This is a genomic window from Streptomyces sp. A1277, assembly GCF_004795015.1.
Classification (GTDB): domain Bacteria; phylum Actinomycetota; class Actinomycetes; order Streptomycetales; family Streptomycetaceae; genus Streptomyces.
The window spans coordinates 279,492-304,797 of sequence record NZ_SSBI01000001.1 but is presented as its reverse complement, the minus strand read 5'-3'; the positions used below and the strand labels follow the sequence as shown (position 1 = coordinate 304,797).

The following is a 25,306-nucleotide window of genomic DNA, read 5'->3' as shown; positions in this document are numbered from 1 at the left end:
GATCTCTCAACCGGCTCGGCGAGCCCCGCCTCGCGGAGCCGGTTGAGCCCGGCGGCCCGGTCCTCGGTGGCCCCGGCGGCCTGCGCGCGGGCGTGCAGCGCGGCTTGCGCGGCGAGGCGGTCGCGGGCCGCGAATAGGGCCCTGGACAGGGCGAGCGCGGTGCGGCGCTCGTGCGGGTCGAGGAAGCGGTTGCGGCTGGAGAGCGCGAGGCCGTCCGGCTCCCGGGCCGTCTCCACGCCGACGATCTCCACCGGGAAGTTCAGGTCACGCACCATGCGCCGGATCAGGGCCAGCTGCTGGGCGTCCTTCTGCCCGTAGAACGCGGCGCCCGGCCGGGTCAGGTGGAGCAGCTTGGCGACGACGGTGAGCATGCCGTCGAAGTGCCCGGGGCGCGAGGCCCCCTCCAGCCGCTCGCCCATCGGGCCCGCCGAGATCCGGACCTGCGGTTCGCCGCCCGGGTAGACCTCGTCGACGGACGGGGCGAAGACCACGTCCGCGCCCGCCGCGCCTGCCACCGCGAGGTCGGCGTCGAGCGTGCGCGGGTAGCGGTCGAGGTCGGCGGCCTCGCCGAACTGGAGCGGGTTGACGAAGACGGTGACGACGACCTGCCCGGCGGGGCCCGCGTGGGCGCGGGCGGCGCGGATCAGGGAGGCGTGACCCTCGTGCAGGGCGCCCATCGTCATGACGACGGCCCGCTTGCCCCCGGCGGCGTACGCGTCCAGCTCGGCCGCGGTGTTCAGCAGGGTCGGGGCGGAGACGGATGCGGTCATCGGGGCTCCAGCGGTCCGGTGCCGGTACTGCCGGACGGGTCCGCGCCGCCGGGGCCGTCCGGCCCGCCGGAACCTCCCGTGCCGGTACTGCCGGACGGGTCCGCGCCGCCGGGGCCGTCCGGCCCGCCGGAACCACCCGGGCCGCGACCGCCCGGCGCTCCGCCGCCGTCCGCCAGGACGCCGAGCAGGTCCTCGGCGAGCTCCGGCTTCAGCAGGCCGTGGGCGAGGGCGCGGTCGGCGGTGGCGCGGGCCATCGCCACGTACCCGGCGACGGTCTGCGGGGCGTGGGCGCGCAGCTCCCCGATGTGCGCGGCGACCGTGCCGGCGTCGCCGCGCGCGACCGGGCCGGTGAGCGCCGCGTCGCCGGAGCGCAGGGCGTTGTCCAGGGCGGCGCCGAGCAGGGGGCCGAGCATCCGGTCGGGGGCGGTGACCCCGGCCGTGCGCAGCAGCTCCATCGACTGGGCGACCAGCGTGACCAGGTGGTTCGCGCCGAGGGCGAGGGCCGCGTGGTAGAGCGGGCGGGATTCCTCCGCGACCCACTCCGGCTCGCCGCCCATCTCGATGACCAGCGCCTCGGCGGCGAGCCTCAGCTGCTCGGGGGCGGTGACCCCGAAGGAGCAGCCGGCCAGCCGCTGGACGTCCACGGAAGTGCCGGTGAACGTCATCGCGGGGTGCAGGGCGAGCGGCAGGGCGCCGGCCCGCAGCGCGGGGTCCAGCACCTTCGTCCCGTACCGCCCCGAGGTGTGGACGAGGAGCTGTCCGGGCCGGACCGCGCCGGTCTCGGCCAGGCCCTCGACCAGCGCGGGGAGGGCGTCGTCGGGGACGGTCAGCAGGACGAGCTCGGCGCGCGCGAGGACCTCGGCGGGCGTCACGAGGGGGACGTCGGGCAACAGGGCCGCCGCCCGTCGCACCGAGGCGTCGGAGACACCCGATACGGCGACCGGGCGGTGCCCGGCGAGGGCCAGGGACGCGGCCAGGGCGGGGCCGACGCGGCCCGCCCCCACCACGCCTACGGTGAGCCGGGCGGGGCGGTCCCTCGCGTCGAGGGGGTCCTTGGGAGCTGTTGCGTTCACGCTGCGATGGCCTTCCGTTCCAGTCCGCGGGGGGTACCGGACGATTCCTCTGCATGCTACGCCAGCACCCGATCCGCCCTCCCGGCTGTCCACAGGCTGTGGAGACTCCGCTCACCCGGCGGCCGTCACGGGCCCGGGGCGCCGGGAAACCCTGTGGGCGGGGGCGGCGTTCTGCGTGATGATCGTCCCATGGCAGACACGAACACGCAGGTGACGGACGAGGCGGCGGACGAAGCGGCGGAGGGGGCCGCGGACGGGGCCGACGAGGCCCAGCGGCTGCGCCGCCTCACCGCCTGGCGGCAGGCCGGGCGCAGCCTTTCCCGCCTCCCGCAGGACCTCACGCTCGGGGAGCAGCTGGCCGCCCTGACGGCGGACGCGGCGACGGTCACCGACACCGGCCGCCCGGCCGACATCTACGGGGACGGCGTGGTCACCGAGCTGGAGGAGCGGGTCGCCGGCCTGCTGGGCACGGAGGCCGCCGCGTTCTTCCCGAGCGGGACGATGGCCCAGCAGGTCGCGCTGCGCTGCTGGGCCGCCCGCACCGGCAACCACGCGGTGGCGCTGCACCCGCTCGCCCACCCGGAGATGCACGAGGGCGGCGCGCTGGGGGCGGTGAGCGGGCTGCGCACCGTCCACCCGACGACCGCCCCGAGGCTGCCCACCGCCGAGGAGGTCCGCGACTTCCCGGAGCCGTTCGGCACGCTGATGCTGGAGCTGCCGCTGCGGGACGCGGGCTTCGTGCTGCCCACCTGGGAGGAGCTGGAGGCCGTGGTCGCCGCCGCGCGCGACCGCGAAGCGGTGGTCCACTTCGACGGGGCCCGGCTCTGGGAGTGCGCCACGCACTTCGGGCGCGGGCTGCCGGAGATCGCCGCGCTCGCGGACAGCGTGTACGTGTCGTTCTACAAGTCGGTGGGCGGCATCTCCGGGGCGGCGCTCGCCGGTTCCGCCTCGCTCGTCGAGGAGGCCCGCACCTGGCGGCACCGGTACGGCGGTCAGCTCTTCCAGCAGTTCCCGGCGGCGGTCGCGGCCCTGGCCGGCCTGGACCGGGAGCTGCCGAACCTGCCCGCGTACGCGGCGCACGCGAAGCTCGTGGCCGGCGCCCTGGCCGAGGGGTTCGCGAAGGCCGACGCGGGCTGGTCCCGGGTGCATCCGGAGCCGCCGCACACCCACCAGTTCCAGGTGTGGCTGCCCTACGAGGCGGACGTGCTGACGGAGGCGTCGGTGCGGCAGGCGGAGGAGACCGGCGTGGTGCTCTTCCGCCGCTGGTTCACGCCGGGGGCCGGTGCGCCCGGGGTGGCGTTCACGGAGGTGACCGTGGGTGAGGCGGGGCTGGAGTGGACGGCCGAGGACGTCCACCGGGCGCTGGCCGACTTCCTGGACCGGGTGCCCCGCAAGGGGTGACAGGGGGCCGGCCCCGGCGGTGTCCCGCCGCCCGCGCCCGGCCGCCGTTTGACGTACGCCGTCAACCGGCGGCCGGGCCGGCGCACCCGCCCGGCACCATGGACGGGTGAGCGTGACCATCGACATCGCGGGGCTCGACCCCGCCCGCATCGTCTTCGCGACCTCCCCGCTCGTCGAGCCGGGGGTCGCCCCGCACGCGCTCTCCGAGCCGGGGCACCACCCGGGGGTGCACGGCTGGACGACGGCCACCGCCACGGGCCTGGAGGGAAATCCTGCGCTGAGCGGCCCTCGCGCCGGCTCAGCCCGCGCCGCCGCCGGCGCGCACCAGGCCCGTCTCGTACGCGAGGACGACGACCTGCACCCGGTCGCGCAGGGACAGCTTCGTCAGGATGCGGCCGACGTGCGTCTTCACGGTCGCCTCGGAGAGCACCAGGCGCCCCGCGATCTCGCCGTTCGACAGTCCCTGGGCGACCAGCAGCATCACCTCGCGTTCGCGTTCGGTGAGCCTGGCGACGTCCTTGTGCTGCGGTTCGGGGTTGCCGCTGGGCAGCATCGGCGAGAACCGGTCGAGCAGCCGGCGGGTGGTGGACGGGGCGACGACCGCGTCCCCGCTGTGCACGGAGCGGATCGCGGCGAGCAGCTCGCCCGGCGGCACGTCCTTCAGCATGAAACCGCTGGCCCCGGCCTTCAGACCGGAGAACGCGTACTCGTCCAGGTCGAACGTCGTCAGGATCAGCACCTTCGGCGGATCGGGCTGCGCGCAGATGCGGCTGGTGGCCTCGACGCCGTCCAGCTTCGGCATGCGTACGTCCATCAGCACCACGTCCACCGCGGTGGAGCGCAGGACCTCGATCGCCTCCGCGCCGTCCCCGGCCTCGGCGACCACCTCCATGTCGGGCTGCGCCGCGAGCACCATCCGGAAGCCGGTGCGCAGCAGCACCTGGTCGTCGACGAGCATCACGCGGATCGCCATGGGGGTCCCTTGTCTCCTCTTATTCGTGTTGGGCGGACGTCAGGCTCTATTCGGCGGCCTTGAGCGGCAGCAGCGCGCTGATCCGGAATCCTCCGCCGGGGCGCGGCCCGGCGTCCAGTGTGCCGCCGACCATGCCGACCCGTTCGCGCATACCGATCATGCCGTGCCCGGCTCCGTCGGCCCCGCCGTCCTCGTACAGCTCGTGCGCCGCGCCCCGGCCGTCGTCCTCCACGAGCAGGCCGAGCCCGTCGTCGAAGTAGACCAGCCGCACACTGGCCCCGGCGTGCGGGCCGCCGTGCTTGCGCGTGTTGGTCAGGGCCTCCTGCACGATGCGGTACGCGGTCAGCTCGACGCCGCTGGGCAGCGGGCGGGCGGTGCCCTCGACCTTGAAGTCCACGGCCAGGCCGGCCGCCCTGACCTGGTCGATCAGTTCCTCGATCTGCTCGACGTCGGGCTGCGGGACGTACTCCCCGCCCTCCTGCGCGTCCCCCGTGCGCAGCACCCCGAGCAGCCGCCGCATCTCCGCGAGCGCCTGCCTGCCGGTGCCGGAGATGGTCTCCAGCGCCTGCCGGGCCTGGTCGGGCGCCGCGTCCATGACGTAGGCGGCGCCGTCCGCCTGCACCACCATCACCGAGACGTTGTGCGCGACGACATCGTGCAGCTCGCGGGCGATACGGGCGCGCTCGGCGGCCACCGCCACCTTCGACTGCGCCTCGCGCTCCCGCTCCAGACGGGCCGCCCGCTCCTCCAGCTGGTCGAAGTAGGCCCGCCGGGTCCGCATCGAGTCACCGAGCACCCAGGCCAGCACGAACGGCACGGTCATCACGACGACGACGAACACGGTCTGCGCCCAGCTGCGCGGCTCCCCCTGGTCGTTCGGCCAGCGGAGCTGGGAGAGCGTGGCCGCGCCCAGGCTGCACGCCAGGGCGAGCCGGGAGGCCCAGCGCTCGCCGACGGTGGCCACCGTGAAGGTGATCACCAACATGGCGAAGTTCGCGACGGTCGGCCGGACGCCGAAGAGCAACTGGGCGACGCCCATCGCGATGGCGAGCAGCAGCATCTTCTCGGGTGCGCGCCGGCGCAGGGCGACGACGAGGCAGAGACCGATGACGACCGGCACGACGGCGAAGCGTTCCATGGGGCCGCCGCGCCCGGCGTCGCCCACCACGATGGTCATGCCGGAGAGCCCGAGGAGGAAGACAGCCCAGAAACTGTCGACGCCCGTCGGGTGTCTGCGGATGAAATCGTAGAGGCGCTGCACGTAACCCAGCGTAGGGAAGGCCGAGGGGTGCCGGGGTCAGCCGAAGGGGCGATCCGGGTCCCGGGACCGTACTCCCCAAGGTGGAGACTGGGAGCGTGACGGATGAGTGGCGTGGGTGGCAGGAGGCGGCCGAGACCGCGCTCTACGGCGACGAGGGCTTCTACCGGCGCCCCGAGGGCCCTGCGGGCCACTTCCGTACCTCGGTGCACGCCTCGCCGCTGTTCGCCGCCGCCGTCGCCCGGCTGCTGGTCGCGACGGCGGCGGACCTCGGCACGACGGACGTGGACCTGGTCGACATGGGCGCGGGGCGCGGCGAGCTGGTGACGGGCGTGCTCGCGGCGCTCCCGGCCGAGGGCGGCGCGGACCTCACGGTACGGGCGTACGCCGTCGAACTCGCCGCCCGCCCCGAGGAGCTGGACCCGCGCGTGCGGTGGTGCGCGAGGCCGCCGCGCGGGGTGCGGGGGCTGCTGTTCGCCAACGAGTGGCTGGACAACGTGCCGCTGCCGGTCGCCGAGACGGACCCCGAGGGCGTCGACCGGTACGTCGAGGTGCGCACCTCGGACGGCTCGGAGCGGCTGGGCGAGCCGGTGGCCGGGGCGGACGCGGCGTGGCTGCGGGACTGGTGGCCTCCGGCGGGCCCCGGCAGCCGGGCGGAGATCGGCCGCCCCCGCGACGAGGCGTGGGCGGACGCGGTCTCCACCCTGTCGGCCGGGCTCGCGGTGGCGGTGGACTACACGCACGTACGCGGACAACGCCCGCCGTACGGGACGCTCACCGGCTTCCGGGCGGGCCGCGAGGTGCGGCCGGTGCCGGACGGCAGCTGCGACCTCACCGCCCACGTGGCCCTGGACGCCTGCGCGGCGGCGGGCGGGGCGGACGCGGAGCTGCGCCCCCAGCGCGAGGCGCTGGCGGCCCTCGGCATCGACGGCGGGCGCCCGCCCCTGTCGCTGGCATCGACGGACCCGGCCGCGTATGTCCGCGCACTGTCCTCGGCGGGCGAGGCGGCGGAACTCACGGCGCGGGGCGGCCTGGGCGACTTCGGCTGGCTGACGCAGAGAACGAGCCCCTCCGGCGACTGAGGAGCGGGGTCCGGGGCGGAGCCCTGTGGAGGCGGCACGCAAGGAATACTGGCCGCATGACGGAGACGACAGTCGGCATCGGCGGCGCAGCGGAAAGCACCGACATGGTGCTCAACATCGGCCCGCAGCACCCCTCCACGCACGGCGTGCTCCGCCTGCGCATCGTCCTGGACGGCGAGCGCATCCAGCACGCCGAACCGGTCATCGGCTACATGCACCGCGGCGCGGAGAAGCTCTTCGAGGCCCGCGACTACCGCCAGATCATCATGCTCGCCAACCGCCACGACTGGCTGTCCGCGTTCTCCAACGAGCTGGGCGTCGTGATGGCCGTCGAGCGCATGCTCGGCATGGAGGTCCCCGAGCGCGCGGTCTGGACCCGCACCCTGCTCGCCGAGCTGAACCGGGTCCTCAATCACCTGATGTTCCTCGGCTCCTACCCGCTGGAACTCGGCGGGATCACCCCGGTGTTCCACGCGTTCCGCGAGCGCGAGGAGCTTCAGGCCGTGATGGAGGAGGTCTCCGGCGGCCGGATGCACTACATGTTCAACCGGGTGGGGGGCCTGAAGGAGGACCTGCCGGCGGGCTGGCCCGGCCGCGCCCGGGACGCCGTCGCCTCGGTCCGCTCCCGGATGGACGTGTACGACGGACTGGTCCTCGGCAACGAGATCTTCCGGGCCCGCACCCGCGCGGTGGGCGTGCTCTCGGCCGAAGCGGTGCACGCGTACGGGGTGTCCGGGCCGATCGCCCGTGCCTCGGGCGTCGACTTCGACCTGCGGCGCGACGAGCCGTACCTCGCGTACGGGGAGCTCCAGGACACCCTGAAGGTCGTCACCCGGACCGAGGGCGACTGCCTGGCCCGGTTCGAATGCCTGCTGGAGCAGACGCACAACGCCCTGGACCTCGCCGACGCCTGCCTGGACCGGCTGGCGGACCTGGCGCCGGGGCCCGTCAACCAGCGGCTGCCCAAGGTCCTGAAGGCCCCCGAGGGCCACACCTACGCCTGGACCGAGAACCCGCTCGGCGTCAACGGCTACTACCTGGTCTCCAAGGGCGAGAAGACCCCGTACCGGCTGAAGCTGCGCTCCGCCTCGTTCAACAACATCCAGGCGCTCACCGAACTGCTGCCGGGCACGCTGGTCGCCGACATGGTGGCGATCCTGGGCTCGCTGTTCTTCGTCGTCGGCGACATCGACAAGTAGCGGGCGGCGCGCACGACATGCGACGGCCGCCGCCCCGGAGTCCGGGGCGGCGGCCGTCATGCCATTCGCTCTGTGCTCGCTGTGCCGTTACGAGATCGCGCTGCGCAGCTGGGCCACGTCCAGCTGCTCCGTCTCGTCGTGCGCGGTGAGGTCGATGACCTTGCCGACGGCCCGGTTCTCCGCCGTGCCCGAGCGGTGCGCGGCGAGCGCTTCCTCGCCCACCACGTCGGCCAGGTCCTCGTTCTGCACGGACTCGATCGCGGCGTGCGCCTTCTGCGTACCGAAGAAGTCGAAGCTGCCCTGCGGCACCAGGTGCCGGCGGGACGCGGAGTACGGGACGACCGCGCTGGCGGCCGGCACCGGGCGCGCGGCGGGCAGTTCACCGGCGGGCCGGGCCGCGGGCAGCGCGCCGGGCGTGCGGTGCTCCTGACCCGCGCCGGCCCCGGCACCGCCCCCGGGCGCCTCGGCCGCCGCGTGCTTGCCCTGCGGCTCCTCGGTCTCCCGGACCCGCTGCGCGAGATCCCGCCGCCCGGCGGTCTCGGCGGTGCGCCGGGCCTCCTGGAGCGCGGCGTTGCGCGGGAGGTCGGCCAGCGCGCGGGCGGCGCGGGCGTACGCGTCCGGGGTCGGGGTGCTGCGCGCGGCGGGCAGTTCGCGGGCCGGGGCGGACGCCTCGATGGCGAGCTGCCGACGGCTCTCCAGGACGCTGGCGCGCTCGGTCTCGGCGTTGGCGTACCGCCGCAGCAGCGCGGCGTGCTCGCCCCGCAGCCCGGCGAGCTCCACGCGCTTGCGGCGCAGCTTCGTATCCAGGCGGGCGCGCAGCTCGCGCGACTCCTCCAGATCCGCTTCCAGCTCCGCCACGCGCTCCTCGGCGCGCCACTCGTCGCTGGCGCGGGCCCGCGTCAGCTCGGCGACGCGGCGGCCCGCCTCGCGGTCCCAGCCGCGCATCAGGACCGCGCCGGTGACGGCGGCGGCCGCGGCGGCCGCGACCAGCACGCGCAGGACCAGGGGGTCGGCGAGCAGCCAGGCGCCTGCCGCACAGGCGGCCGAGGCTCCGGCGACTGCCGAAGGCGGAAGGATTCTGTGCAGTGGTGGCGAATGGCGATGGCGTCCACGTGGCATGGCCCGAAATTTACCGTGTGTACGGCGGACTTGGGGAGCCGCCCGGCAATCTGTGCCCCGCAAGTTACCCGGCGGCCCCCGAATCCCCTTCTCCGGGGACCCGCGCTACTTCTTGACCAGCCCCTTCGACCGCAGGTATTCGCGGGCCACATCGGCGGGCTTGGCGCGCTCGGCGTCGACCTTGCGGTTCAGTTGCGCGAGGTCTTCGGTGGTGAGTGCGCCGGTGAGCCTGCCTAGTGCGTCGGCGATGTCCTGAGCGCCGGCGTCCTTGGCGTTGAGGACCGGAAGGACGTTGTCGGCGTTCTGGAGCTTCTTGTCGTCGTCCAGGAACACCAGGTCGTAGGTGTCCAGCACCGCGTCGGTGGTGGTGGTGAGAACGAGCTGGTCCTTGCCGTCCTTGACCGCCTGCTTGGACTGCGGGGTGCCGACGCCCTTGGGGTCGATTCCGGTGACGTCGATGCCGTACGTCTTCTTGAGCCCGGGCGCGCAGAACGGCCGCACCTCGCACTCGTCGCCCGCCGCGACCTTGACTCCGACCTTGGCGGCGCCGAGATCCGAAAGGCTCTTCAGCTTGTGCTTGCCGGCGAATTCCTTGGTGACCGCGAAGGCGTTCTGGTCGACGGCCTTCCCGGCCGGCAGCACCTTCAGTCCGCGCGGTTCGGCGAGCTTCTTCAGGGCGGCGACGGTCGCGGCGGTGTCGCCCGAGGCGACCGGCTTCGACTCGGCGGCCTTCGCCCCGTTCACCTTGGCGTTGAGGAATTCGGCGATCGTCGCCGCGTATTCCGGTACGACGTCGATCTCGCCCTTCTCGAGCGAGGGTTCGTAGAGTTCACGGTTCTTCACCGTGGTGACCGAGGTGCTGTATCCGGCGTCGCCGAGTATCTGCGCGTACAGCTCGGCGAGCACCTTGGACTCGGTGAAGGCCGCGGCGCCGACGACGAGCGACCCCTTCTTGCCGGAGTCCTTGTCCCCGGCCGGGGCGCCCTTGTCCTTCTCCAGGCTGTCTCCGCCGCAGGCGGCGAGCGAGCCCGCCAGCGCGATGACGCCGATGACCGCGCCGGCCATACGTGAGGTCCTGCTCATGTTCTTCTCCGTCCACGGCGGCGAGGCCGTATGCGACAAGGGTGATCGGTTGGGTGGGCGGGGCCGGGCTCTCACGCCGGCCGGCGGCGGCGCAGCGGGGACAGCAGACGGTCGACGCCCACCAGGACCGCTTCCACCAGCAGGGCGAGCACGGCGACCAGCAGCGCCCCCGCGACCACCTGCGGGGTGTTGTACGTGTTGAATCCGGCGGTGATGATGCGGCCGAGGCCGCCCTGGCCGACCATGGCGGCGATCGTCGCCGTGGCCACGACCTGGACCGCGGCCGACCGCAGCCCGGTCATGATCAGCGGGTAGGCGAGCGGGAGTTCGACGCGCAGGAAGAGCTGGCCGCCCGACATGCCCATTCCGCGCGCGGCCTCCGCCACCGCACGGTCCACCTCCGTCATGCCGACGTAGGCGTTGGTCAGCAGCGGCGGCACGGCGAACAGCACCAGGGCGATGATCGTCGGTATGTATCCCGCGTTGCGCAGCGGCGAGACCATGAAGAGGGCCAGGACCGCGAAGACGGGAACCGCCCGCCCCACGTTGGCCAGGTTGACCGCGAGCGCGCCGCCCCTGCCGATGTGGCCGAGGAAGAGCGCGACGGGCAGGGCGATGGCGCAGGACAGCGCGAGCGCCACCCCGCTGACGTACAGGTGCTCACCGAGCCGGTGGGCGACCCCGCTCTCGCCCGACCAGTTGGCGCCGGTGGTGAGCCAGGTCCACGCCTCGCCGAGGACTCCCATGGTCAGACCGCCTTCGCCGGGCCGGGCGCGCCCGCGACGCCGTGCGTGGCGCGGATGCGGGTCCAGGGGGTCAGCAGCCTCTGCAGGCCGAGCAGCAGCAGGTCGGCGACGACCGCGAGCAGGACGCAGAGCACCGAGGCGGCCAGCACCTGGGCCTTGAAGAAGCTGGGCAGCGCGTCCTCGATGAGGTTGCCCAGGCCGCCGCGGCCGACGATGGACCCGACCGTCGTCAGCGCGATCGTGGAGACCGTGGCGATGCGTATGCCCGCCATCAACGCGGGGAGCGCGAGGGGCAGTTCGACCTCCCACAGCAGGCGGGCTGGCCCGTACCCCATGCCGTGCGCGGCCTCCTTCGCCTCCTGTGGGACCGCTTCGAGACCGGCGAGGATGTTGCGCACGAGGATGGTCAGCGAATAGAGCACGAGCCCGGTGACCACGAGGGCGGCCGAGAGCCCGAACAGGGGCAGCAGGAGCGAGAACATCGCGAGCGACGGCACGGTGTAGAGCACCGTCGTCAGCCCGAGCACCGGTCCGGCGAAGCGACGGCTGCGGCGCGCGAGGAGGGCCAGCGGGAAGGCCACGGCCACCCCGATCGCGACCGAGACGGCGGTGATCCAGATGTGCTGGACCGTCGCGTCCGTCAACTCGTGGCTGCGGGAACGGAGGTACTCCCCGCAGACCCAGTCGTTCGTCACCAGGCAGTTCCGTCCGGCCATCCGTACCCCCACCTCCCGATTGCCCTCTCGTACTGATGTCCGGCGAGCCTATCCTCGACCACTGACAATCGCCGAGGCCGTTGTATTCCAGCAACACGTCCTTCACAGAACACGCGTCCTTCACAGAACACGCGCGACAATGGGGAACCATGATCCGTTTCGAGCACGTCACCAAGCGGTATGCGGACGGCACCACCGCCGTCGACGACCTTTCCTTCGAGGTCGCCGAGGGTGAACTGGTCACGCTCGTCGGACCGTCGGGCTGCGGCAAGACAACCACCATGAAGATGGTGAACCGGCTGATCGAACCGACCGGGGGCCGGATATTCCTCGACGGGGACGACATATCCGCCATCGACCCCGTCCGGCTGCGCCGCCGTATCGGCTATGTGATCCAGCAAGTCGGCCTCTTCCCGCACAGGACGGTCCTGGAGAACACCGCGACCGTTCCCCATCTCCTCGGCTGGAAACGCGGAAAGGGCCGCGCCCGTGCCGCCGAACTCCTCGACCTGGTCGGACTCGACCCTTCCGTTTATGGCGACCGATATCCGGAACAGCTGTCCGGCGGCCAGCGCCAACGCGTCGGCGTGGCCCGGGCACTCGCCGCCGATCCGCCGGTCCTGCTGATGGACGAACCTTTCGGCGCCGTCGACCCGGTCGTGCGCGAGCACCTGCAGAACGAATTCCTGAAACTCCAGGAGCAGGTCCGTAAAACCATCCTGTTCGTCACGCACGACATCGAGGAGGCCGTCCGGCTCGGCGACCGCATCGCCGTCTACGGACAGGGCGCGATCGAGCAGTTCGACTCCCCCGCCACCGTGCTCGGCGCCCCCGCCACCGACTACGTGGCCGACTTCGTCGGCGCGGACCGCGGCCTCAAGCGCCTCTCGGTCACCCCCGTCGAGGAGAGCGACCTCGACCACCCGCCGGTCGTCCACCTGGACGACCCGCTGGCCGCCGCGACCGAACGGCTGCGCGCGGAGGGCGCCCGCTGGGCGGTGGTGCTGGACGGCGAGGACCACCTGCACGGCTGGATCCCCGCCGACGAAGCGCGCAGCGCGGGCAAGGGCACCGTCCGCGACCACGCCCGCCGGATGGAGGCGTGGCTTCCGCTCGGCGCCCCGCTGAAGCATGCCTTCGCCACCATGCTCCAGCACGACGCCGGCTGGATCGCCGTCATCGACGAGGCGGGCGAGGGCCGCTTCCTGGGCGTCCTCACCCCCGCCCGCCTGCACGAGGCGCTGCGCCGCTCGGTCGGCGCGGACGGCCGCTCGGTACCCCGCGCCGAGGTGGCCGTCGAGAGCGTGACGGGCGTGACGGAGACGCCGGGGAGCTGAGCGGGGCGGACGGCGGGCGGCTGAGCAGGGCGGACGGCGGGCGCGGGGAGCCGAGCAGGGCGCGGCGGACACCACACGGAGACCACGGGGAGCCGAGCAGGGCGCGGCGGAGACCGCGGGGAGCCGACCGGGGCGGGCGGCGGGCGCGACCGGCGTGGCGCAGGCCCCGGAATGCCGGGCCCGCCCCCGGCGGGCCGCCGCCCGCCCCGGTCAGCTCTCGCTGAGCCGGCTGCTCAACCACTCCAGGGCGGCCGGGATCTCCCGGCGCCAGGTGTTGAAGTTGTGCCCGCCGCTGTCCAGCACGATCGAGGAGACCTGGGCCGGCTGCTTCACCTTGGCCAGGAACCGCCGCGTGTCGGCGTAGTTCGATTCGCCGTGGCGGGAGCTGGTCACCAGGAACGACGAGTCCGGCTGCGGCCGGTTGTCCAGCGTCCACAGCAGGTCGGCCCGGCGCCGCGCCGACTCGTCGCCGTGGAAGAGGTCGCCGGTCGTCGGGTCCTCGGCCGCCTTGTAGTACGCGGAGAGCCCCGCGCTCGCGGTGTACCTGCCCGGGTGGTGCAGCCCGATCTTCAGGGCGCAGTACCCGCCGGTCGAGTTGCCGATGATGCCCCAGTTGCGGGCGCGCTTGCCGACCCGGTACTCGGCCGAGATCGCCCGTGGCAGGTCCTGTGCGAAGAACGTCTCCGTCTTCGGGCCGCCCTTTATGTCCACGCACTCGGTGTCCCGGGGCGGGGCCAGGGTGGGCCGCAGCATCACCAGGATCATCGGCTGCGCCCGTCCGGCCTTCACCCGGTCGAGTGCCGTACGCGGATAGCGCAGCCCCTTGATCAGGTTCTCCGAGGTGCCCGGGTAGCCGGTGAGCACCACGACCGCCGGGAACTTCCGCCGCGCGAAGGCTTCCTGGAAGTACTCCGGCGGCAGGTACACGTACGCCGAACTCTCGATCCCCGAGTGCCGGCCCGCGATCACGACCTTGTCGATCCGGCCGCCCACGGCCGGCCGCGCACCGCCCGGCACGTCCGGGCGCTGCGTCCCCACCCGCACGATGTTCTTCGCGGCCAGCGTCCCGGCGGCGTGGTCGGTGACCACGCCCAGCTCCTGCTTGCGGCCGAACAGGTCGGCCCAGGAGCCGTAGAAGAGGAACGAGTTGTTGGCCAGCAGGCCGACCGTGGCGAACACCGCCACCTGCGTCGCCAGCAGCATCCCCACCCGCCCGACCACCGCGGGGGCGCTGCGCCGGGCGAGCCTCGGCCAGCACCAGATCGTGAGGGTGAACAGCACGACGGCCAGCACGATCGCGAGGATCAGCACTGCCTTGCCCGTAAGGCCCATGACCGGTGAACTTTCTGTAAGGAAATTTCCGGGTTGTGGGTGAACCCACGCCCCGGAAGCCTCGTCCTAGAGGTCGTACATCGTCCGCAGGGCTCCGGCCGCCGGACTCCAGGAATCTCTCGCGGAACCACGGGAAGCGATGTCTGTCACGCTAGATGGGGATAAATCGGGATCGGTTCCGGATCGCGCACGCGCGTTCGTGCGCGGCCCGAAGCCGCAGGCGGTACCGACGCTCGTCGGCACCGCCTGTGCCGTCGTCGGACTGATCGATGTCGCCGCCGGGGTCTTCCCGCGGTTCCGGCACAGTCGCATGCACAGCCTGGCCGAGGTGCTCCCCGGCGCCCTCGGCCCCTTCGCCGCCGCCCTCTCGCTGAGCGCCGGCGTCCTGCTGCTGCTCCTCGCGCACGGCCTCAAGCGGCGCAAGCGGCGCGCCTGGCGGGCCGCCGTCGTGCTCCTCCCGGCCGGTGCGCTGGCCCAGTTCTCCTACCGGCACTCGGTCCTCGGCACGGTCGTCTCGCTGACGCTGTGTTACCTGCTGGTACGCCACCGGAGCGAATTCGCCGCGCTCCCCGACCCGCGCAGCCGCTGGCGGGCCCTGGCCAACTTCGTGCTGCTCGGAGCCGGTTCGCTCGGCCTCGGCCTCGTCGTCGTCAGCGCCCATCCGCGCCGGCTGGTCGGCAACCCCAGCATCGCCGACCGCCTCCAGCACGTGCTGTACGGCCTGTTCGGCTTCGAGGGGCCCGTCGACTACGCCGGGGACACCTCCTGGACCGTGGCCTACTCGCTGGGCGCCCTCGGCCTGCTGACCGCCGTCACCACCATCTACCTGGCCTTCCGCCCCGAACACCCGGCGGCCCGCCTCACCGAGGACGACGAGGCGAGGCTCCGCGGCCTGCTGGAGCGGCACGGCGGCCGCGACTCGCTCGGCCACTTCGCGCTCCGCCGCGACAAGGCCGTGGTCTTCTCGCCCAGCGGCAAGGCAGCCGTCTGCTACCGCGTGGTCTCCGGCGTGATGCTCGCCAGCGGCGACCCGATCGGCGACGTGGAGGCATGGCCCGGTGCCATCGAGCGCTTCATGGACGAGGCGCGGGCGCACTCCTGGGCCCCGGCCGTCATGGGGTGCAGCGAGACCGGCGGCGAGGTCTGGACCCGCGAGACCGGCCTGAACGCCCTCGAACTCGGCGACGAGGCGGTGGTGGACGTCGCGGATTTCTCCCTCGCCGGACGCGCGATGCGCAACGTACGCCAGATGGTCAAGCGCATCGAACGCGGCGGCTACGAGACCCGCGTCCGGCGCGTGGCCGACATCTCTGAGGCCGAACTCGCCCGCATCCGCCGCGCCGCCGCCGACTGGCGCGGCACCGACACCGAACGCGGCTTCTCCATGGCGCTCGGCCGGATCGGCGACAGCGCCGACGAGGACTGCTTCGTCGCCACCGCCCACAAGGCCGACGAGCACGGCGCCGACTCCCCCTACGGCGACCTGAAGGCCGTGCTCCACTTCGTGCCCTGGGGCACCGACGGAATGTCCCTCGACCTCATGCGCCGCGACCGGGCCGCCGACCCCGGCATGAACGAACTGCTCATCGTCGCCTCCCTCCAGGCCGCCCCCCGCCTCGGCATCGCCCGGGTCTCGTTGAACTTCGCGATGTTCCGCTCCGCCCTGGCCCGCGGCGAGAAGCTGGGCGCGGGACCGGTCCTGCGGGTCTGGCGCGGGCTGCTGATCTTCCTCTCGCGCTGGTTCCAGATCGAGTCGCTGTACAAGTTCAACGCCAAGTTCCGACCCCGCTGGGAGCCCCGCTTCGTGGTCTACCGCACCGCCCGCGACCTGCCCCGCATCTCGCTCGCCGCGATGCAGGCCGAGGGCTTCGTGAACTTCGCCCTCCCCCGCCCCCTGGCCCGCCGCCTCCCCGTCGGCCCCCGCCGCCCCTGCGCCCACGTACGGCCCCCGGCCGGCGAGCAGGAGGCCCGCGCGGCGTAGCGGCGCCCCGCACGGGCCGGGGCCTGCCCGGCGGACCCCGGCCCCGGTCCACCGGCCAGGCCCTACGCTGGTCGTATGAGTACGTTGCGTGGGCGAGGCACGGTCCAGGGTCTGCCGGAGTGGGACCGCTGCGCGGTCATGGGCGTCGTCAACGTGACCCCCGACTCCTTCTCCGACGGGGGCCGCTGGTTCGACACCGCGACAGCCGTCAAGCACGGCCTCGACCTGGTCGGCGAGGGCGCCGACCTGGTGGACGTCGGCGGCGAGTCGACCCGGCCGGGCGCCGCCCGGGTGGACGAGTCCGAGGAGCTTCGCCGGGTCGTCCCGGTGGTCCGCGGCCTGGCCTCGGAAGGGGTCACGGTCTCCGTCGACACCATGCGGGCCCGCGTCGCCGAGCAGGCGATCGCCGCCGGCGCGGTCCTGGTCAACGACGTGAGCGGCGGCCAGGCCGACCCGGACATGGTCCCGGTCGTCGCCGCCGCCGAGGTCCCCTTCGTCGTCATGCACTGGCGCGGCTTCAGCGAGTCGATGAACAGCCGGGCGGTGTACGGGGACGTGGTCGCCGAGGTCGTCGCGGAGCTGCGGGACCGGATGGACGCGGTGGTCGCCGGCGGCGTCGCCCCGGAGCGCCTGGTCATCGACCCCGGACTCGGCTTCGCCAAGGACGCCGCCCACGACCTCGCGCTGCTGGCCCGGCTGGACGCGCTGCACTCCCTAGGCCGCCCCCTGCTGGTCGCCGCCTCCCGCAAGCGGTTCCTCGGCCGCGTCCTGGCCGGCGAGGGCGCCCCGCCGCCCGCCCGCGAGCGCGACGCGGCCACCGCCGCCGTCTCCGCGCTCTCCGCCCGGGCCGGCGCCTGGGCCGTCCGCGTCCACGAGGTGCGGGCCACCGCCGACGCCGTGCGGGTCGCCCGCGCCATCGAGGGAGCCGCGTGAGCGAGCCGAGGGACGACCACGCGGAGGCGGCCGCCGACATCGCCGCCGTCGAACAGGCCAACACCGCCTTCTACGAGGCCCTGGAGCAGGGCGACCTCGAAGCGCTGACCGGCCTCTGGCTGCCCGGCGAGGACCTGACGGTCTCCTGCGTGCACCCCGGCTGGCCGGTGCTCAGCGGGCGCGGCGAGGTGCTGCGCAGCTACGCGCTGATCATGGCGAACACCGAGTACATCCAGTTCTTCCTGACCGACGTCGGCGTCTCGATGACGGGCGACACCGCGCTGGTGACGTGCACCGAGAACATCCTCAGTGGCGGCCCCGCCGAGGAGGGCAGCGCACTGGGACCGCTGGTCGGACAGCTCGTGGTCGCCACGAATGTGTTCCGCCGCACGCCGGACGGCTGGAAGCTCTGGTCGCACCACGGTTCGCCCGTACTGGCCGAAACCGGTGAGGAAGAGGACGAAGAGACCCCGTCCTGAGCGGTTCCCGCCCGCGCCGGGCACGAAAGACGTGCGAATGACGCCCCGCCGGGATTGGAACCGGCCGCATCGGGGTATCAGCGGCTATCTGTTCCGTGCCCGCACGCCCGGGCCCCGAGGGGGAGGCATGTCGGTGCGCGCGGGTAGATTCGAAATCGGGTACCCGGCCGCCCGCACGCGGCCCCGTGCCCTACGACCAACGACAGCAGGAGTGATTCGCGTGGATCGTGTCGCGCTGCGCGGCCTCAAGGCCCGAGGGCACCATGGCGTCTTCCCCCGGGAGCGGGAAGAGGGACAGACGTTCATCGTGGACCTGGTGCTCGGCCTCGACACCCGCCCCGCGGCAGCCGCCGACGACCTGACGAAGACCGTGCACTACGGCGTGGTCGCGGAAGAGGTCGTCGAAGTGGTCCAGGGCGAGCCGGTCGACCTGATCGAGACGCTCGCGGAGCGCATCGCCCAGCAGTGCCTGAAGCACGACGGCGTCGAGGAGGTGGAGGTCGTGGTGCACAAGCCGGACGCGCCCATCACCGTCCCCTTCGACGACGTCACCATCACCATCACCCGGAGCCGAGCATGACTGCATTTTCTACCGAGGGGCAGAGCGACCCGACCGTACAGCCGGTGCCCGCCTCCGTGGTCGAGCAGGTGGACGCGGCGGACATCACCCTCTCCAACCCCAGACTCGCCGTGCTCTCCCTCGGCTCCAACCTGGGCAACCGCCTGGAGACCCTCCAGGGCGCCATCGACGCCCTGGAGGACACGCCCGGCCTCCGGGTCAAGGCGGTCTCCCCGGTGTACGAGACGGAGCCGTGGGGCGTCGACCCCGGTTCCCAGCCCTCGTACTTCAACGCGGTGATCGTCGTGAAGACGACCCTGCCGCCGTCCTCGCTGCTGGAGCGCGGCCAGGCCATCGAGGAAGCCTTCGAGCGGGTCCGCGAGGAGCGCTGGGGCCCGCGCACCATCGACGTCGACATCGTCGCGTACGCCGATGTGGTCTCCGACGACCCGGTGCTCACGCTGCCCCACCCCCGGGCCCGGGAGCGCGCCTTCGTCCTCGCCCCGTGGCACGACGTGGACCCCGAGGCCCAGCTGCCCGGCAGCGGCCCGGTCGCCGATCTGCTGACCGGTGTCGGACAGGACGGCGTCCTCCCCCGGGCCGACCTGGAACTCCGGCTGCCCGAGTAGTCGTTAGGCTCACAGAAGACAGCGGGACGATCACAGGCGGCGGAAGGCGGCTCACCCGGTGAAGCAACTACGGCTCGGAGTCCTGGCCGGCCTCTTCGCCGCCGCCGGCGTCCTGTCCTGGGGCGCCGCCCGCCTCTGGGACTCCTACGGCACCCTGCCCAGCGTGCCGCTGGCCGCGCCCATCGTGCTCGCGGTGATCGCCGTCGTCCTGCTGGCCACGGCCCTGTCCATCCGCTCCCGGCTGCGCGCCCAGCGCGAGCGCCGGCCGGGCGCGAAGGGCGTCGAGCCGCTGATGGCGGCCCGCGCCCTGGTCTTCGCCCAGGCCAGCGCCCTCGTGGTCGCCCTGGTCGCCGGGATGTACGGCGGCACGGGCGTCTTCCTGCTCGGCTCCCTCGACATCCCGCCCCGCCGCGACCAGGCCGTCTACGCCGGCTTCGCGGTCCTGGCCGGCATCGCCGTCATCGCCGCCGCCCTCTTCCTGGAGCACGTCTGCAAGCTCCCGGACGACAAGGACGACAACCCCGGCACGGCAGCGGCGTAGGGGCGGGTGCGCCACACGTCCCCACGGGGGCGTCAGCGCGCCATGATCAGGCTCATGGCCTCGGCGCGCGTCGCGGGGTCCCTCAGCTGCCCGCGGACGGCCGAGGTCAGCGTCTTCGCCCCCGGCTTGCGGATGCCGCGCATCGACATGCACATGTGCTCGCACTCGATGACGACGATGACGCCGCGCGGCTCCAGGATCTCCATCAGGGACTCGGCGACCTGCGTGGTCAGCCGCTCCTGCACCTGCGGCCGGCGGGCGTAGACGTCCACCAGCCGGGCCAGCTTCGACAGACCGGTGATCTTGCCGCTGGTGGCCGGGATGTACCCGACGTGCGCCACCCCGCGGAACGGGACCAGGTGGTGTTCACAGGTGCTGAACACTTCGATGTCCTTGACCAGCACCATCTCGTCGTGGCCCAGGTCGAACGTGGTCGTCAGGACGTCCTCGGGCTCCTGGTACAGGCCCGAGAATATCTCCTTGTACGCCCGCGCCACGCGCCCCGGGGTCTCCCGCAGACCCTCGCGGTCCGGGTCCTCGCCGACTGCGATGAGCAGCTCTCGTACAGCGGCCTCGGCGCGCTTCTCGTCGAACTCGCCGATCGGTCCCTGGCCGTCCAGCGTCACCGGGTCGGTCATGTGTGCCTCGTTCCTAGTCACTGCGGGGGCATTCGCGCAGGTGTACGGAAAAGCCGCGCCCCCAACAGGCTAGAACCTGGGGGGCGCGGCATCCATTCCGGGCCCGGTGGGAGCCCCGTGACAGGGAACACACCGGGGTCGGTGACTAGCTCTCGGGTCGCTCCTCGGGGATCGACTCGGTGGCCGGGACGGTGTCCGTGACCGAACCGTTCGCCGTGCTCGCGCCGTTGGTGAGGGCGAGCTCCTTCGGGGAGAGCACCGGCGGACGGGTGGACGGCGTGCGCCGGGCGGAGCCGGTCCACGCGGGGCGGGCCGGGCGCTTGACGATCGGGGCGAAGATCTCGGCGATCTCCTCCTTGCCCAGGGTCTCCTTCTCCAGGAGGCGGAGGACCAGGGCGTCCAGCACGTCGCGGTTCTCGACGAGGATCTCCCACGCGTCGTTGTGGGCGGTCTCGATGAGCTTCTTGACCTCTTCGTCGACCAGCGCGGCGACCTCTTCCGAGTAGTCGCGCTGGTGGCCCATCTCGCGGCCGACGAAGGGTTCGGTGTTGTCGCCGCCGAACTTGATCGCGCCGAGCCGCTCCGTCATGCCGTACTGCGTGACCATCGCGCGGGCCGTTGCCGTGGCCTTCTCGATGTCGTTCGCGGCACCGGTGGTCGGGTCGTGGAAGACCAGCTCCTCGGCCGCGCGCCCGCCCAGCATGTACGCCAGCTGGTCGAGCATCTCGTTGCGCGTCGTGGAGTACTTGTCCTCCTCCGGGAGCACCATCGTGTAACCGAGGGCGCGGCCGCGGGAGAGGATCGTGATCTTGTGGACCGGGTCCGACTGGGGGGAGGCCGCCGCGACCAGGGCGTGTCCGCCCTCGTGGTACGCGGTGATCTTCTTCTCCTTCTCGGACATGATCCGGGTCCGCTTCTGCGGGCCCGCCACGACGCGGTCGATGGCCTCGTCGAGCATTTCGTTGTCGATGAGCTTCTGGTTGCTGCGCGCCGTGAGGAGCGCCGCTTCGTTCAGCACGTTCGACAGGTCGGCGCCGGTGAAGCCGGGGGTGCGGCGGGCGACGGCGCCGAGGTCGACGTCCGGGGCGACCGGCTTGCCCTTCTGGTGGACCTTCAGGATCTCCAGACGGCCCTGCATGTCCGGGCGGTCGACGGCGATCTGCCGGTCGAAGCGGCCCGGGCGCAGCAGCGCCGGGTCGAGGATGTCCGGCCGGTTCGTGGCGGCGATCAGGATGACGCCGCCCTTCACGTCGAAGCCGTCCATCTCCACGAGCAGCTGGTTCAGCGTCTGCTCGCGCTCGTCGTGGCCGCCGCCCATGCCGGCGCCGCGGTGGCGTCCGACGGCGTCGATCTCGTCGACGAAGACGATCGCCGGGGCGTTCGCCTTGGCCTGCTCGAAGAGGTCGCGGACCCGGGAGGCACCGACACCGACGAACATCTCCACGAAGTCGGAACCGGAGATCGAGTAGAACGGGACGCCCGCCTCGCCCGCGACGGCGCGCGCGAGCAGCGTCTTGCCCGTGCCGGGAGGCCCGTACAGCAGGACACCCTTGGGGATCTTGGCGCCGACGGCCTGGAACTTCGCCGGCTCCTGGAGGAACTCCTTGATCTCGTGGAGCTCCTCGACCGCCTCGTCCGAGCCCGCCACGTCGGCGAACGTCGTCTTGGGGGTGTCCTTGGTGATCAGCTTGGCCTTGGACTTGCCGAACTGCATGACCTTGGAGCCGCCGCCCTGCATCTGATTCATCAGGAACAGGAAGACGACCACGATGAGGACGAACGGCAGCAGCGAGAAGAGGATCGAGACGAACGGGGACTGCTTCGACGGCGAGACGGTGTAACCCTTCTCGATGTCACCGCTCTCGAACTTCTTCTGCAGCATGTCGGCGAGCTGGACGCCCTGGTTGCCGATGTAGCTCGCCTGGAACTTGCTGCCGGACTCGCCGGTCAGCTTCTGGCCGTCCTTCAGCTCAATCTTGAGGATTTGATCGTCACCGGTGGTCAGCTTGGCCTGCTCCACCTGGTTCTTGCTGATCGCCTGGATCACCTGGCCGGTGTCCACCGTCTTGTAGCCGCCGCCCGAGCCGACGACATTCATCAACACGACCACGGCGAGGACGGCCAGCACGATCCACATGACCGGCCCACGGAAGTATCGCTTCACGTCCATCCATACGGAGCGAAGTCGCCCCGTCCCTCCTGCCCGTAGGTAAATGCTGCTGTGAGTAAAGACTGTTCTTCGGACGGTACCCCAGCATTGGCACCGGCGTCCGCCTCGGACGTCCGGCGAACCCGCCTTCGAAGGCTCAACGGCGGGAGGCCGGTGAGGGTTCCCGGTGTCCGTCGCGGCGGGGCCGCGGGCCCTCAGCCTCCGTAGACGTGCGGAGCGAGGGTTCCGACGAAGGGGAGGTTGCGGTACTTCTCCGCGTAGTCGAGCCCGTAGCCGACGACGAACTCGTTGGGAATGTCGAAGCCGACCCACTTGCAGTCGAGCGCGACCTTCGCCGCGTCCGGCTTGCGCAGCAGGGTGCAGATCTCCAGCGAGGCCGGCTCGCGCGAGCCGAGGTTCGACATCAGCCAGGACAGGGTCAGGCCGGAGTCGATGATGTCCTCGACGATCAGGACGTGCTTGCCCTTGATGTCGGTGTCCAGGTCCTTGAGGATCCGGACGACACCGGAGGACTGGGTGCCCGCGCCGTACGAGGAGACGGCCATCCAGTCCATGGTGACGGGGGTGGACAGCGCGCGCGCCAGGTCCGCCATGACCATGACCGCGCCCTTGAGGACTCCGACGAGGAGCAGGTCCTTGCCTGCGTACTCCGCGTCGATCTTCGCGGCCAGCTCGGTGAGCTTCGCGTCGATCTCTTCCTTGGTGAGGAGCACCGACTGGAGGTCGGTGCCCATGTCCTTCTCGTTCACCCGCGTCTCTTTCTGTGCCTGCCGGGTCCGGGACGGAGTCCCGGACCTGCGCGGCCGGTCGCCCTGCATGTCAGCCGCTTGTGCGTCAGCTCTGCCGGATGACCAGTCTGCCACCCTGCCGCAGGGCTTCGACGCGGCCGGGGAGGTTGATGGCCTGCTGGCCGCGCCAGCCGGTGACGAGGCGGTCGACCTCCTCGATGTGCCGGGCGAAGAGCGAACCGGCCGGGGAGCCCGCCTCTATGGCGGCCCGGCGCAGCACCCTGCGGCGTACGGCGGGGGGCAGCGCGTACAGCTTGGCGCACTCCAGGCGGCCCGCGTCGTCGCGTACGTCACGGTCCGCGGCGGCGGCCCAGGTGTCCAGGGCGTCGGCGTCGTCGCGGGAGAGCTGCGCCGTGCGGGCGAGGGCTTCCACGACGCCCTTGCCGAGCGCCTTCTCCAGGGCGGGCAGGCCCTCGTGGCGCAGCCGGGAGCGGGTGTAGGCGGGGTCGATGTTGTGGGGGTCGTCCCAGACGGGCAGGGACTGGGCCAGGCACGCGGTGCGGGCGGTCTGGCGGTCGAGGTGGAGGAAGGGGCGGCGGTAGCGGCCGGCCGGGCCCGAGGCGGCGGCCATGCCGGACAGGGAGCGGATGCCGGAGCCGCGGGCGAGGCCCAGCAGGACGGTCTCGGCCTGGTCGTCGCGGGTGTGGCCGAGCAGGACGGCGGCGGCGCCGTGGCGTTCGGCGGCGGCGTCGAGGGCGGCGTAGCGGGCGTCTCGGGCGGCGGCCTCGGGGCCTCCGTCGCGGCCGACGCGGACGGCGACGGCCTCGGCCGGGCCGAGGTCCATGGCGGCGAGCCGGGCGGCGACCTCGGTCGCGCGGATGTCGGAGCCGTCCTGGAGGCCGTGGTCGACGGTGACGCCGCCGGCCCGGACGGGGAGTTTGCGGGCCTCGAAGGCGAGGGCGGAGGCGAGCGCCATGGAATCGGCGCCGCCGGAGCATGCCACGAGCACCAGTGGGGTATCGGGGCGTTCGGGAAGTGCGGTGCGGCGGCTGCCCGCGCCAGCTTGTGCGAGCTCGGGGTGCGGGGCGTGCCCGGCGCGTCCGGTCTGTTCGGCGTGTTCGGCGATGACGTCGTGGAGTACGCGGCGGACCGCCAGGCGTATCGCCGCGACCGCAGGATGGGGACCCATGTCCGGTGCCCTTCGTGAAGTTCTTCAGGGGAGTCCCGGAGTGCCGGGACGGGAAGGTGTGCCGTCACTCAGAGTGCGTCGATGGTGACAGAGCAATGCCGTTCATCGAGCATTGCACGCCTTCCCATGCCCCTACGGTCCCTCGGATGGGTGATTACCGGTGCGTTGCCTTCGGGTCCCGGGCCCGCACACGGGCCGTGATCATGACTCTGCCTTACGGTGCACCCTCGCGATCCAGTCCTCGGGGCGGGCGATCTCGGCCTTGGTCGGGAGGGTGTTGGGCGAGGTCCACACGCGGTTGAAGCCGTCCATGCCGACCTCGTCGACCACGGCGCGCACGAACCGCTCGCCGTCCCGGTACTGGCGCAGCTTGGCGTCGAGCCCGAGCAGCTTGCGCAGCGCCTGGTCGAGGCGACTCGCGCCGCGGGCCCTGCGCTGCTGGAACTTCTCGCGGATCTCGCCGACGGAGGACACCACCTCGGGGCCGACGCCGTCCATCACGTAGTCGGCGTGCCCCTCCAGCAGGGACATCACGGCGGTGAGCCGGCCGAGGATCTCGCGCTGGGCGGGGGTCTGGACGAGCTCGACCAGGCTGCGCCCGCCGTCCTCGCCGTCCTCGCCCTCGGGGCGGCCGCCGGCGAGCGACTGGACGGCCTCGCGCAGCCGCTCCAGGAACGTCATCGGGTCGACGTCGGTCTCGTCCAGGAAGGACTGGATCTCGCCCTGGAGGTGGTCGCGGAGCCAGGGCACCGCGGTGAACTGGGTGCGGTGGGTCTCCTCGTGGAGGGCGACCCAGAGGCGGAAGTCGTGCGGGTCGACCTCAAGCTCGCGCTCGACGTGGACGATGTTGGGCGCCACCAGCAGGAGCCGGCCGCCGCCGCCGGCGGAGGCGGGCAGTTCGCGGGTGGCGGGGGCGAAGGTCTCGTACTGGCCGAGGACGCGGGAGGACAGGAAGGACAGCAGCATCCCGACCTCGACGCCGGTCACCTTGGAGCCGACCGCGCCGAGCACGGCGCCGCCCGCGCCGCCGCTGCGCCGCTCCTCCATCTTCTCCAGGAGGGGGCGCAGCAGTTCGCGGAAGCCCGCGACGTTCGCCTTGATCCAGCCCGTGCGGTCGACGACCAGGACGGGGGTGTCCTCGGGTTCGGTCCCTTCGGGGATCATCCGGGTGAAGGAACGGACGTGCTCCTCCGCGGCCTTCGCGTGCCTGCGCAGCTCCGCGACGACTTCGCGGGCCTCCTCGCGGCTGATCTCGGGGCCCGGCCGCACAAGCCGGGTCGCGGTCGCGACCGCGAGGTTCCAGTCGACCATCCCTGCACCACCGATGCTCGTCATGCGTCAACCGTACGTGCTCGGCCCTTGATGCGGTG

General features: G+C 72.6%; 24 protein-coding genes and 1 pseudogene. 11 read left to right on the top strand and 14 right to left on the bottom strand.

Annotation, left to right across the window (positions count from 1 at the left end; translation table 11 throughout):
- Both panC and E6R18_RS01400 read right to left on the bottom strand, forming a co-directional pair.
- The coding region (gene panC / locus E6R18_RS01405; protein WP_136314949.1) for a pantoate--beta-alanine ligase at positions 1-770 on the bottom strand (770 nt) is incomplete at its 3' end.
- Positions 767-1,843, bottom strand: coding sequence for a DUF2520 domain-containing protein (locus tag E6R18_RS01400; RefSeq protein WP_136314948.1), 1,077 nt, complete (start codon positions 1,841-1,843; stop codon positions 767-769). The genes E6R18_RS01400 and panC, both read right to left, overlap by 4 nt.
- Positions 1,844-2,032: 189 nt before the next feature.
- On the opposite strand from E6R18_RS01400, the gene E6R18_RS01395 reads away from it, so the two are divergent.
- Both E6R18_RS01395 and E6R18_RS34585 read left to right on the top strand, forming a co-directional pair.
- A complete protein-coding gene (locus E6R18_RS01395; protein ID WP_136314947.1) occupies positions 2,033-3,244 on the top strand; it encodes a beta-eliminating lyase-related protein in 1,212 nt (403 codons plus the stop codon).
- 112 nt (positions 3,245-3,356) lie between these two features.
- Positions 3,357-3,521, top strand: a pseudogene (locus E6R18_RS34585) (DUF5937 family protein); the annotation flags it as partial.
- A gap of 21 nt (positions 3,522-3,542) precedes the next feature.
- On the opposite strand, the gene E6R18_RS01385 reads toward E6R18_RS34585, so the two are convergent.
- Complete coding sequence (locus E6R18_RS01385) at positions 3,543-4,217, bottom strand: response regulator transcription factor (RefSeq protein WP_136314946.1); 675 nt, start codon at positions 4,215-4,217, stop codon at positions 3,543-3,545.
- A gap of 46 nt (positions 4,218-4,263) precedes the next feature.
- Entirely contained in the window at positions 4,264-5,478 is a 1,215-nt protein-coding gene (locus E6R18_RS01380; protein ID WP_136314945.1) for a sensor histidine kinase, read from the bottom strand.
- A 95-nt stretch (positions 5,479-5,573) separates the two neighbouring features.
- On the opposite strand from E6R18_RS01380, the gene E6R18_RS01375 reads away from it, so the two are divergent.
- The gene (locus E6R18_RS01375) at positions 5,574-6,557 is read left to right on the top strand and encodes an SAM-dependent methyltransferase (protein ID WP_136314944.1); all 984 of its coding nucleotides are present in this window, start codon (positions 5,574-5,576) and stop codon (positions 6,555-6,557) included.
- A gap of 56 nt (positions 6,558-6,613) precedes the next feature.
- Entirely contained in the window at positions 6,614-7,756 is a 1,143-nt protein-coding gene (locus E6R18_RS01370) for an NADH-quinone oxidoreductase subunit D (RefSeq protein WP_136314943.1), read from the top strand.
- Positions 7,757-7,843: 87 nt separating this feature from the next.
- On the opposite strand, the gene E6R18_RS01365 is transcribed toward E6R18_RS01370, so the two are convergent.
- The 4 genes from E6R18_RS01365 to E6R18_RS01350 form a co-directional block, all read right to left on the bottom strand.
- A complete protein-coding gene (locus tag E6R18_RS01365; protein ID WP_206308182.1) occupies positions 7,844-8,875 on the bottom strand; it encodes a hypothetical protein in 1,032 nt (343 codons plus the stop codon).
- Positions 8,876-8,980: 105 nt separating this feature from the next.
- Positions 8,981-9,958 carry an ABC transporter substrate-binding protein gene (locus tag E6R18_RS01360; RefSeq protein WP_136314942.1) on the bottom strand — a complete coding sequence of 326 codons (978 nt, stop codon included), beginning with the start codon at positions 9,956-9,958 and terminating at the stop codon, positions 8,981-8,983.
- A gap of 71 nt (positions 9,959-10,029) precedes the next feature.
- Positions 10,030-10,704, bottom strand: a complete 675-nt coding sequence (locus E6R18_RS01355; RefSeq protein WP_136314941.1) for an ABC transporter permease — start codon at positions 10,702-10,704, stop codon at positions 10,030-10,032.
- 2 nt (positions 10,705-10,706) lie between these two features.
- Positions 10,707-11,420 (bottom strand): ABC transporter permease, encoded by a 714-nt coding sequence (locus tag E6R18_RS01350; RefSeq protein ID WP_136314940.1) that lies wholly within the window; start codon positions 11,418-11,420, stop codon positions 10,707-10,709.
- Between the two features lie 149 nt (positions 11,421-11,569).
- Between E6R18_RS01350 and E6R18_RS01345 the strand changes: the two genes are divergently transcribed.
- Positions 11,570-12,757: a betaine/proline/choline family ABC transporter ATP-binding protein gene (locus E6R18_RS01345; RefSeq protein ID WP_136314939.1), complete on the top strand. Its 1,188-nt coding sequence runs from the start codon at positions 11,570-11,572 to the stop codon at positions 12,755-12,757.
- Between the two features lie 210 nt (positions 12,758-12,967).
- On the opposite strand, the gene E6R18_RS01340 is transcribed toward E6R18_RS01345, so the two are convergent.
- Positions 12,968-14,089 carry an alpha/beta hydrolase-fold protein gene (locus E6R18_RS01340; RefSeq protein ID WP_136314938.1) on the bottom strand — a complete coding sequence of 374 codons (1,122 nt, stop codon included), beginning with the start codon at positions 14,087-14,089 and terminating at the stop codon, positions 12,968-12,970.
- 139 nt (positions 14,090-14,228) lie between these two features.
- Between E6R18_RS01340 and E6R18_RS01335 the strand changes: the two genes are divergently transcribed.
- The 6 genes from E6R18_RS01335 to E6R18_RS01310 all read left to right on the top strand — a co-directional run bounded on the left by E6R18_RS01335 (position 14,229) and on the right by E6R18_RS01310 (position 19,211).
- On the top strand, positions 14,229-16,070 hold the full coding sequence (locus E6R18_RS01335; RefSeq protein ID WP_206308181.1) for a phosphatidylglycerol lysyltransferase domain-containing protein: 1,842 nt from the start codon (positions 14,229-14,231) through the stop codon (positions 16,068-16,070).
- A gap of 138 nt (positions 16,071-16,208) precedes the next feature.
- Entirely contained in the window at positions 16,209-17,003 is a 795-nt protein-coding gene (gene folP / locus E6R18_RS01330; RefSeq protein WP_136314984.1) for a dihydropteroate synthase, read from the top strand.
- The gene (locus E6R18_RS01325) at positions 17,000-17,482 is read left to right on the top strand and encodes a nuclear transport factor 2 family protein (protein ID WP_136314936.1); all 483 of its coding nucleotides are present in this window, start codon (positions 17,000-17,002) and stop codon (positions 17,480-17,482) included. Before folP ends, E6R18_RS01325 begins: the two co-directional genes overlap by 4 nt.
- Before the next feature lie 220 nt (positions 17,483-17,702).
- Positions 17,703-18,062, top strand: coding sequence for a dihydroneopterin aldolase (gene folB, locus E6R18_RS01320; RefSeq protein WP_136314935.1), 360 nt, complete (start codon positions 17,703-17,705; stop codon positions 18,060-18,062).
- Positions 18,059-18,670, top strand: coding sequence for a 2-amino-4-hydroxy-6-hydroxymethyldihydropteridine diphosphokinase (folK, locus tag E6R18_RS01315; protein ID WP_136314934.1), 612 nt, complete (start codon positions 18,059-18,061; stop codon positions 18,668-18,670). Before folB ends, folK begins: the two co-directional genes overlap by 4 nt.
- A gap of 58 nt (positions 18,671-18,728) precedes the next feature.
- Positions 18,729-19,211 carry a DUF3180 domain-containing protein gene (locus tag E6R18_RS01310; RefSeq protein ID WP_136314933.1) on the top strand — a complete coding sequence of 161 codons (483 nt, stop codon included), beginning with the start codon at positions 18,729-18,731 and terminating at the stop codon, positions 19,209-19,211.
- Between the two features lie 32 nt (positions 19,212-19,243).
- Here E6R18_RS01310 and folE read toward each other — a convergent pair whose 3' ends face one another.
- The 5 genes from folE to E6R18_RS01285 form a co-directional block, all read right to left on the bottom strand.
- Entirely contained in the window at positions 19,244-19,849 is a 606-nt protein-coding gene (gene folE / locus E6R18_RS01305; RefSeq protein WP_136314932.1) for a GTP cyclohydrolase I FolE, read from the bottom strand.
- Positions 19,850-19,994: 145 nt separating this feature from the next.
- Complete coding sequence (gene ftsH, locus E6R18_RS01300) at positions 19,995-22,019, bottom strand: ATP-dependent zinc metalloprotease FtsH (protein WP_136314931.1); 2,025 nt, start codon at positions 22,017-22,019, stop codon at positions 19,995-19,997.
- A gap of 194 nt (positions 22,020-22,213) precedes the next feature.
- Entirely contained in the window at positions 22,214-22,753 is a 540-nt protein-coding gene (gene hpt / locus E6R18_RS01295) for a hypoxanthine phosphoribosyltransferase (RefSeq protein WP_136314983.1), read from the bottom strand.
- Positions 22,754-22,853: 100 nt separating this feature from the next.
- On the bottom strand, positions 22,854-23,936 hold the full coding sequence (gene tilS, locus E6R18_RS01290; protein ID WP_136314930.1) for a tRNA lysidine(34) synthetase TilS: 1,083 nt from the start codon (positions 23,934-23,936) through the stop codon (positions 22,854-22,856).
- Positions 23,937-24,137: 201 nt separating this feature from the next.
- On the bottom strand, positions 24,138-25,271 hold the full coding sequence (locus tag E6R18_RS01285) for a zinc-dependent metalloprotease (RefSeq protein ID WP_136314929.1): 1,134 nt from the start codon (positions 25,269-25,271) through the stop codon (positions 24,138-24,140).
- Positions 25,272-25,306: the final 35 nt, after the last annotated feature.

Excerpts from the sequence above, each read along its gene's own strand:
- E6R18_RS01345 (WP_136314939.1), top strand. The coding sequence starts at position 11,570 with ATGATCCGTTTCGAGCACGTCACCAAGCGGTATGCGGACGGCACCACC.
- folP (WP_136314984.1), top strand. The coding sequence starts at position 16,209 with ATGGGCGTCGTCAACGTGACCCCCGACTCCTTCTCCGACGGGGGCCGC.
- E6R18_RS01395 (WP_136314947.1), top strand. The coding sequence starts at position 2,033 with ATGGCAGACACGAACACGCAGGTGACGGACGAGGCGGCGGACGAAGCG.
- E6R18_RS01355 (WP_136314941.1), bottom strand. The coding sequence starts at position 10,704 with ATGGGAGTCCTCGGCGAGGCGTGGACCTGGCTCACCACCGGCGCCAAC.
- E6R18_RS01370 (WP_136314943.1), top strand. The coding sequence starts at position 6,614 with ATGACGGAGACGACAGTCGGCATCGGCGGCGCAGCGGAAAGCACCGAC.
- tilS (WP_136314930.1), bottom strand. The coding sequence starts at position 23,936 with ATGGGTCCCCATCCTGCGGTCGCGGCGATACGCCTGGCGGTCCGCCGC.
- E6R18_RS01360 (WP_136314942.1), bottom strand. The coding sequence starts at position 9,958 with ATGAGCAGGACCTCACGTATGGCCGGCGCGGTCATCGGCGTCATCGCG.
- E6R18_RS01350 (WP_136314940.1), bottom strand. The coding sequence starts at position 11,420 with ATGGCCGGACGGAACTGCCTGGTGACGAACGACTGGGTCTGCGGGGAG.
- ftsH (WP_136314931.1), bottom strand. The coding sequence starts at position 22,019 with ATGGACGTGAAGCGATACTTCCGTGGGCCGGTCATGTGGATCGTGCTG.
- E6R18_RS01340 (WP_136314938.1), bottom strand. The coding sequence starts at position 14,089 with ATGGGCCTTACGGGCAAGGCAGTGCTGATCCTCGCGATCGTGCTGGCC.
- folK (WP_136314934.1), top strand. The coding sequence starts at position 18,059 with ATGACTGCATTTTCTACCGAGGGGCAGAGCGACCCGACCGTACAGCCG.
- folE (WP_136314932.1), bottom strand. The coding sequence starts at position 19,849 with ATGACCGACCCGGTGACGCTGGACGGCCAGGGACCGATCGGCGAGTTC.
- E6R18_RS01385 (WP_136314946.1), bottom strand. The coding sequence starts at position 4,217 with ATGGCGATCCGCGTGATGCTCGTCGACGACCAGGTGCTGCTGCGCACC.
- hpt (WP_136314983.1), bottom strand. The coding sequence starts at position 22,753 with ATGGGCACCGACCTCCAGTCGGTGCTCCTCACCAAGGAAGAGATCGAC.
- E6R18_RS01285 (WP_136314929.1), bottom strand. The coding sequence starts at position 25,271 with ATGACGAGCATCGGTGGTGCAGGGATGGTCGACTGGAACCTCGCGGTC.
- E6R18_RS01335 (WP_206308181.1), top strand. The coding sequence starts at position 14,229 with ATGTCTGTCACGCTAGATGGGGATAAATCGGGATCGGTTCCGGATCGC.
- E6R18_RS01365 (WP_206308182.1), bottom strand. The coding sequence starts at position 8,875 with ATGCCACGTGGACGCCATCGCCATTCGCCACCACTGCACAGAATCCTT.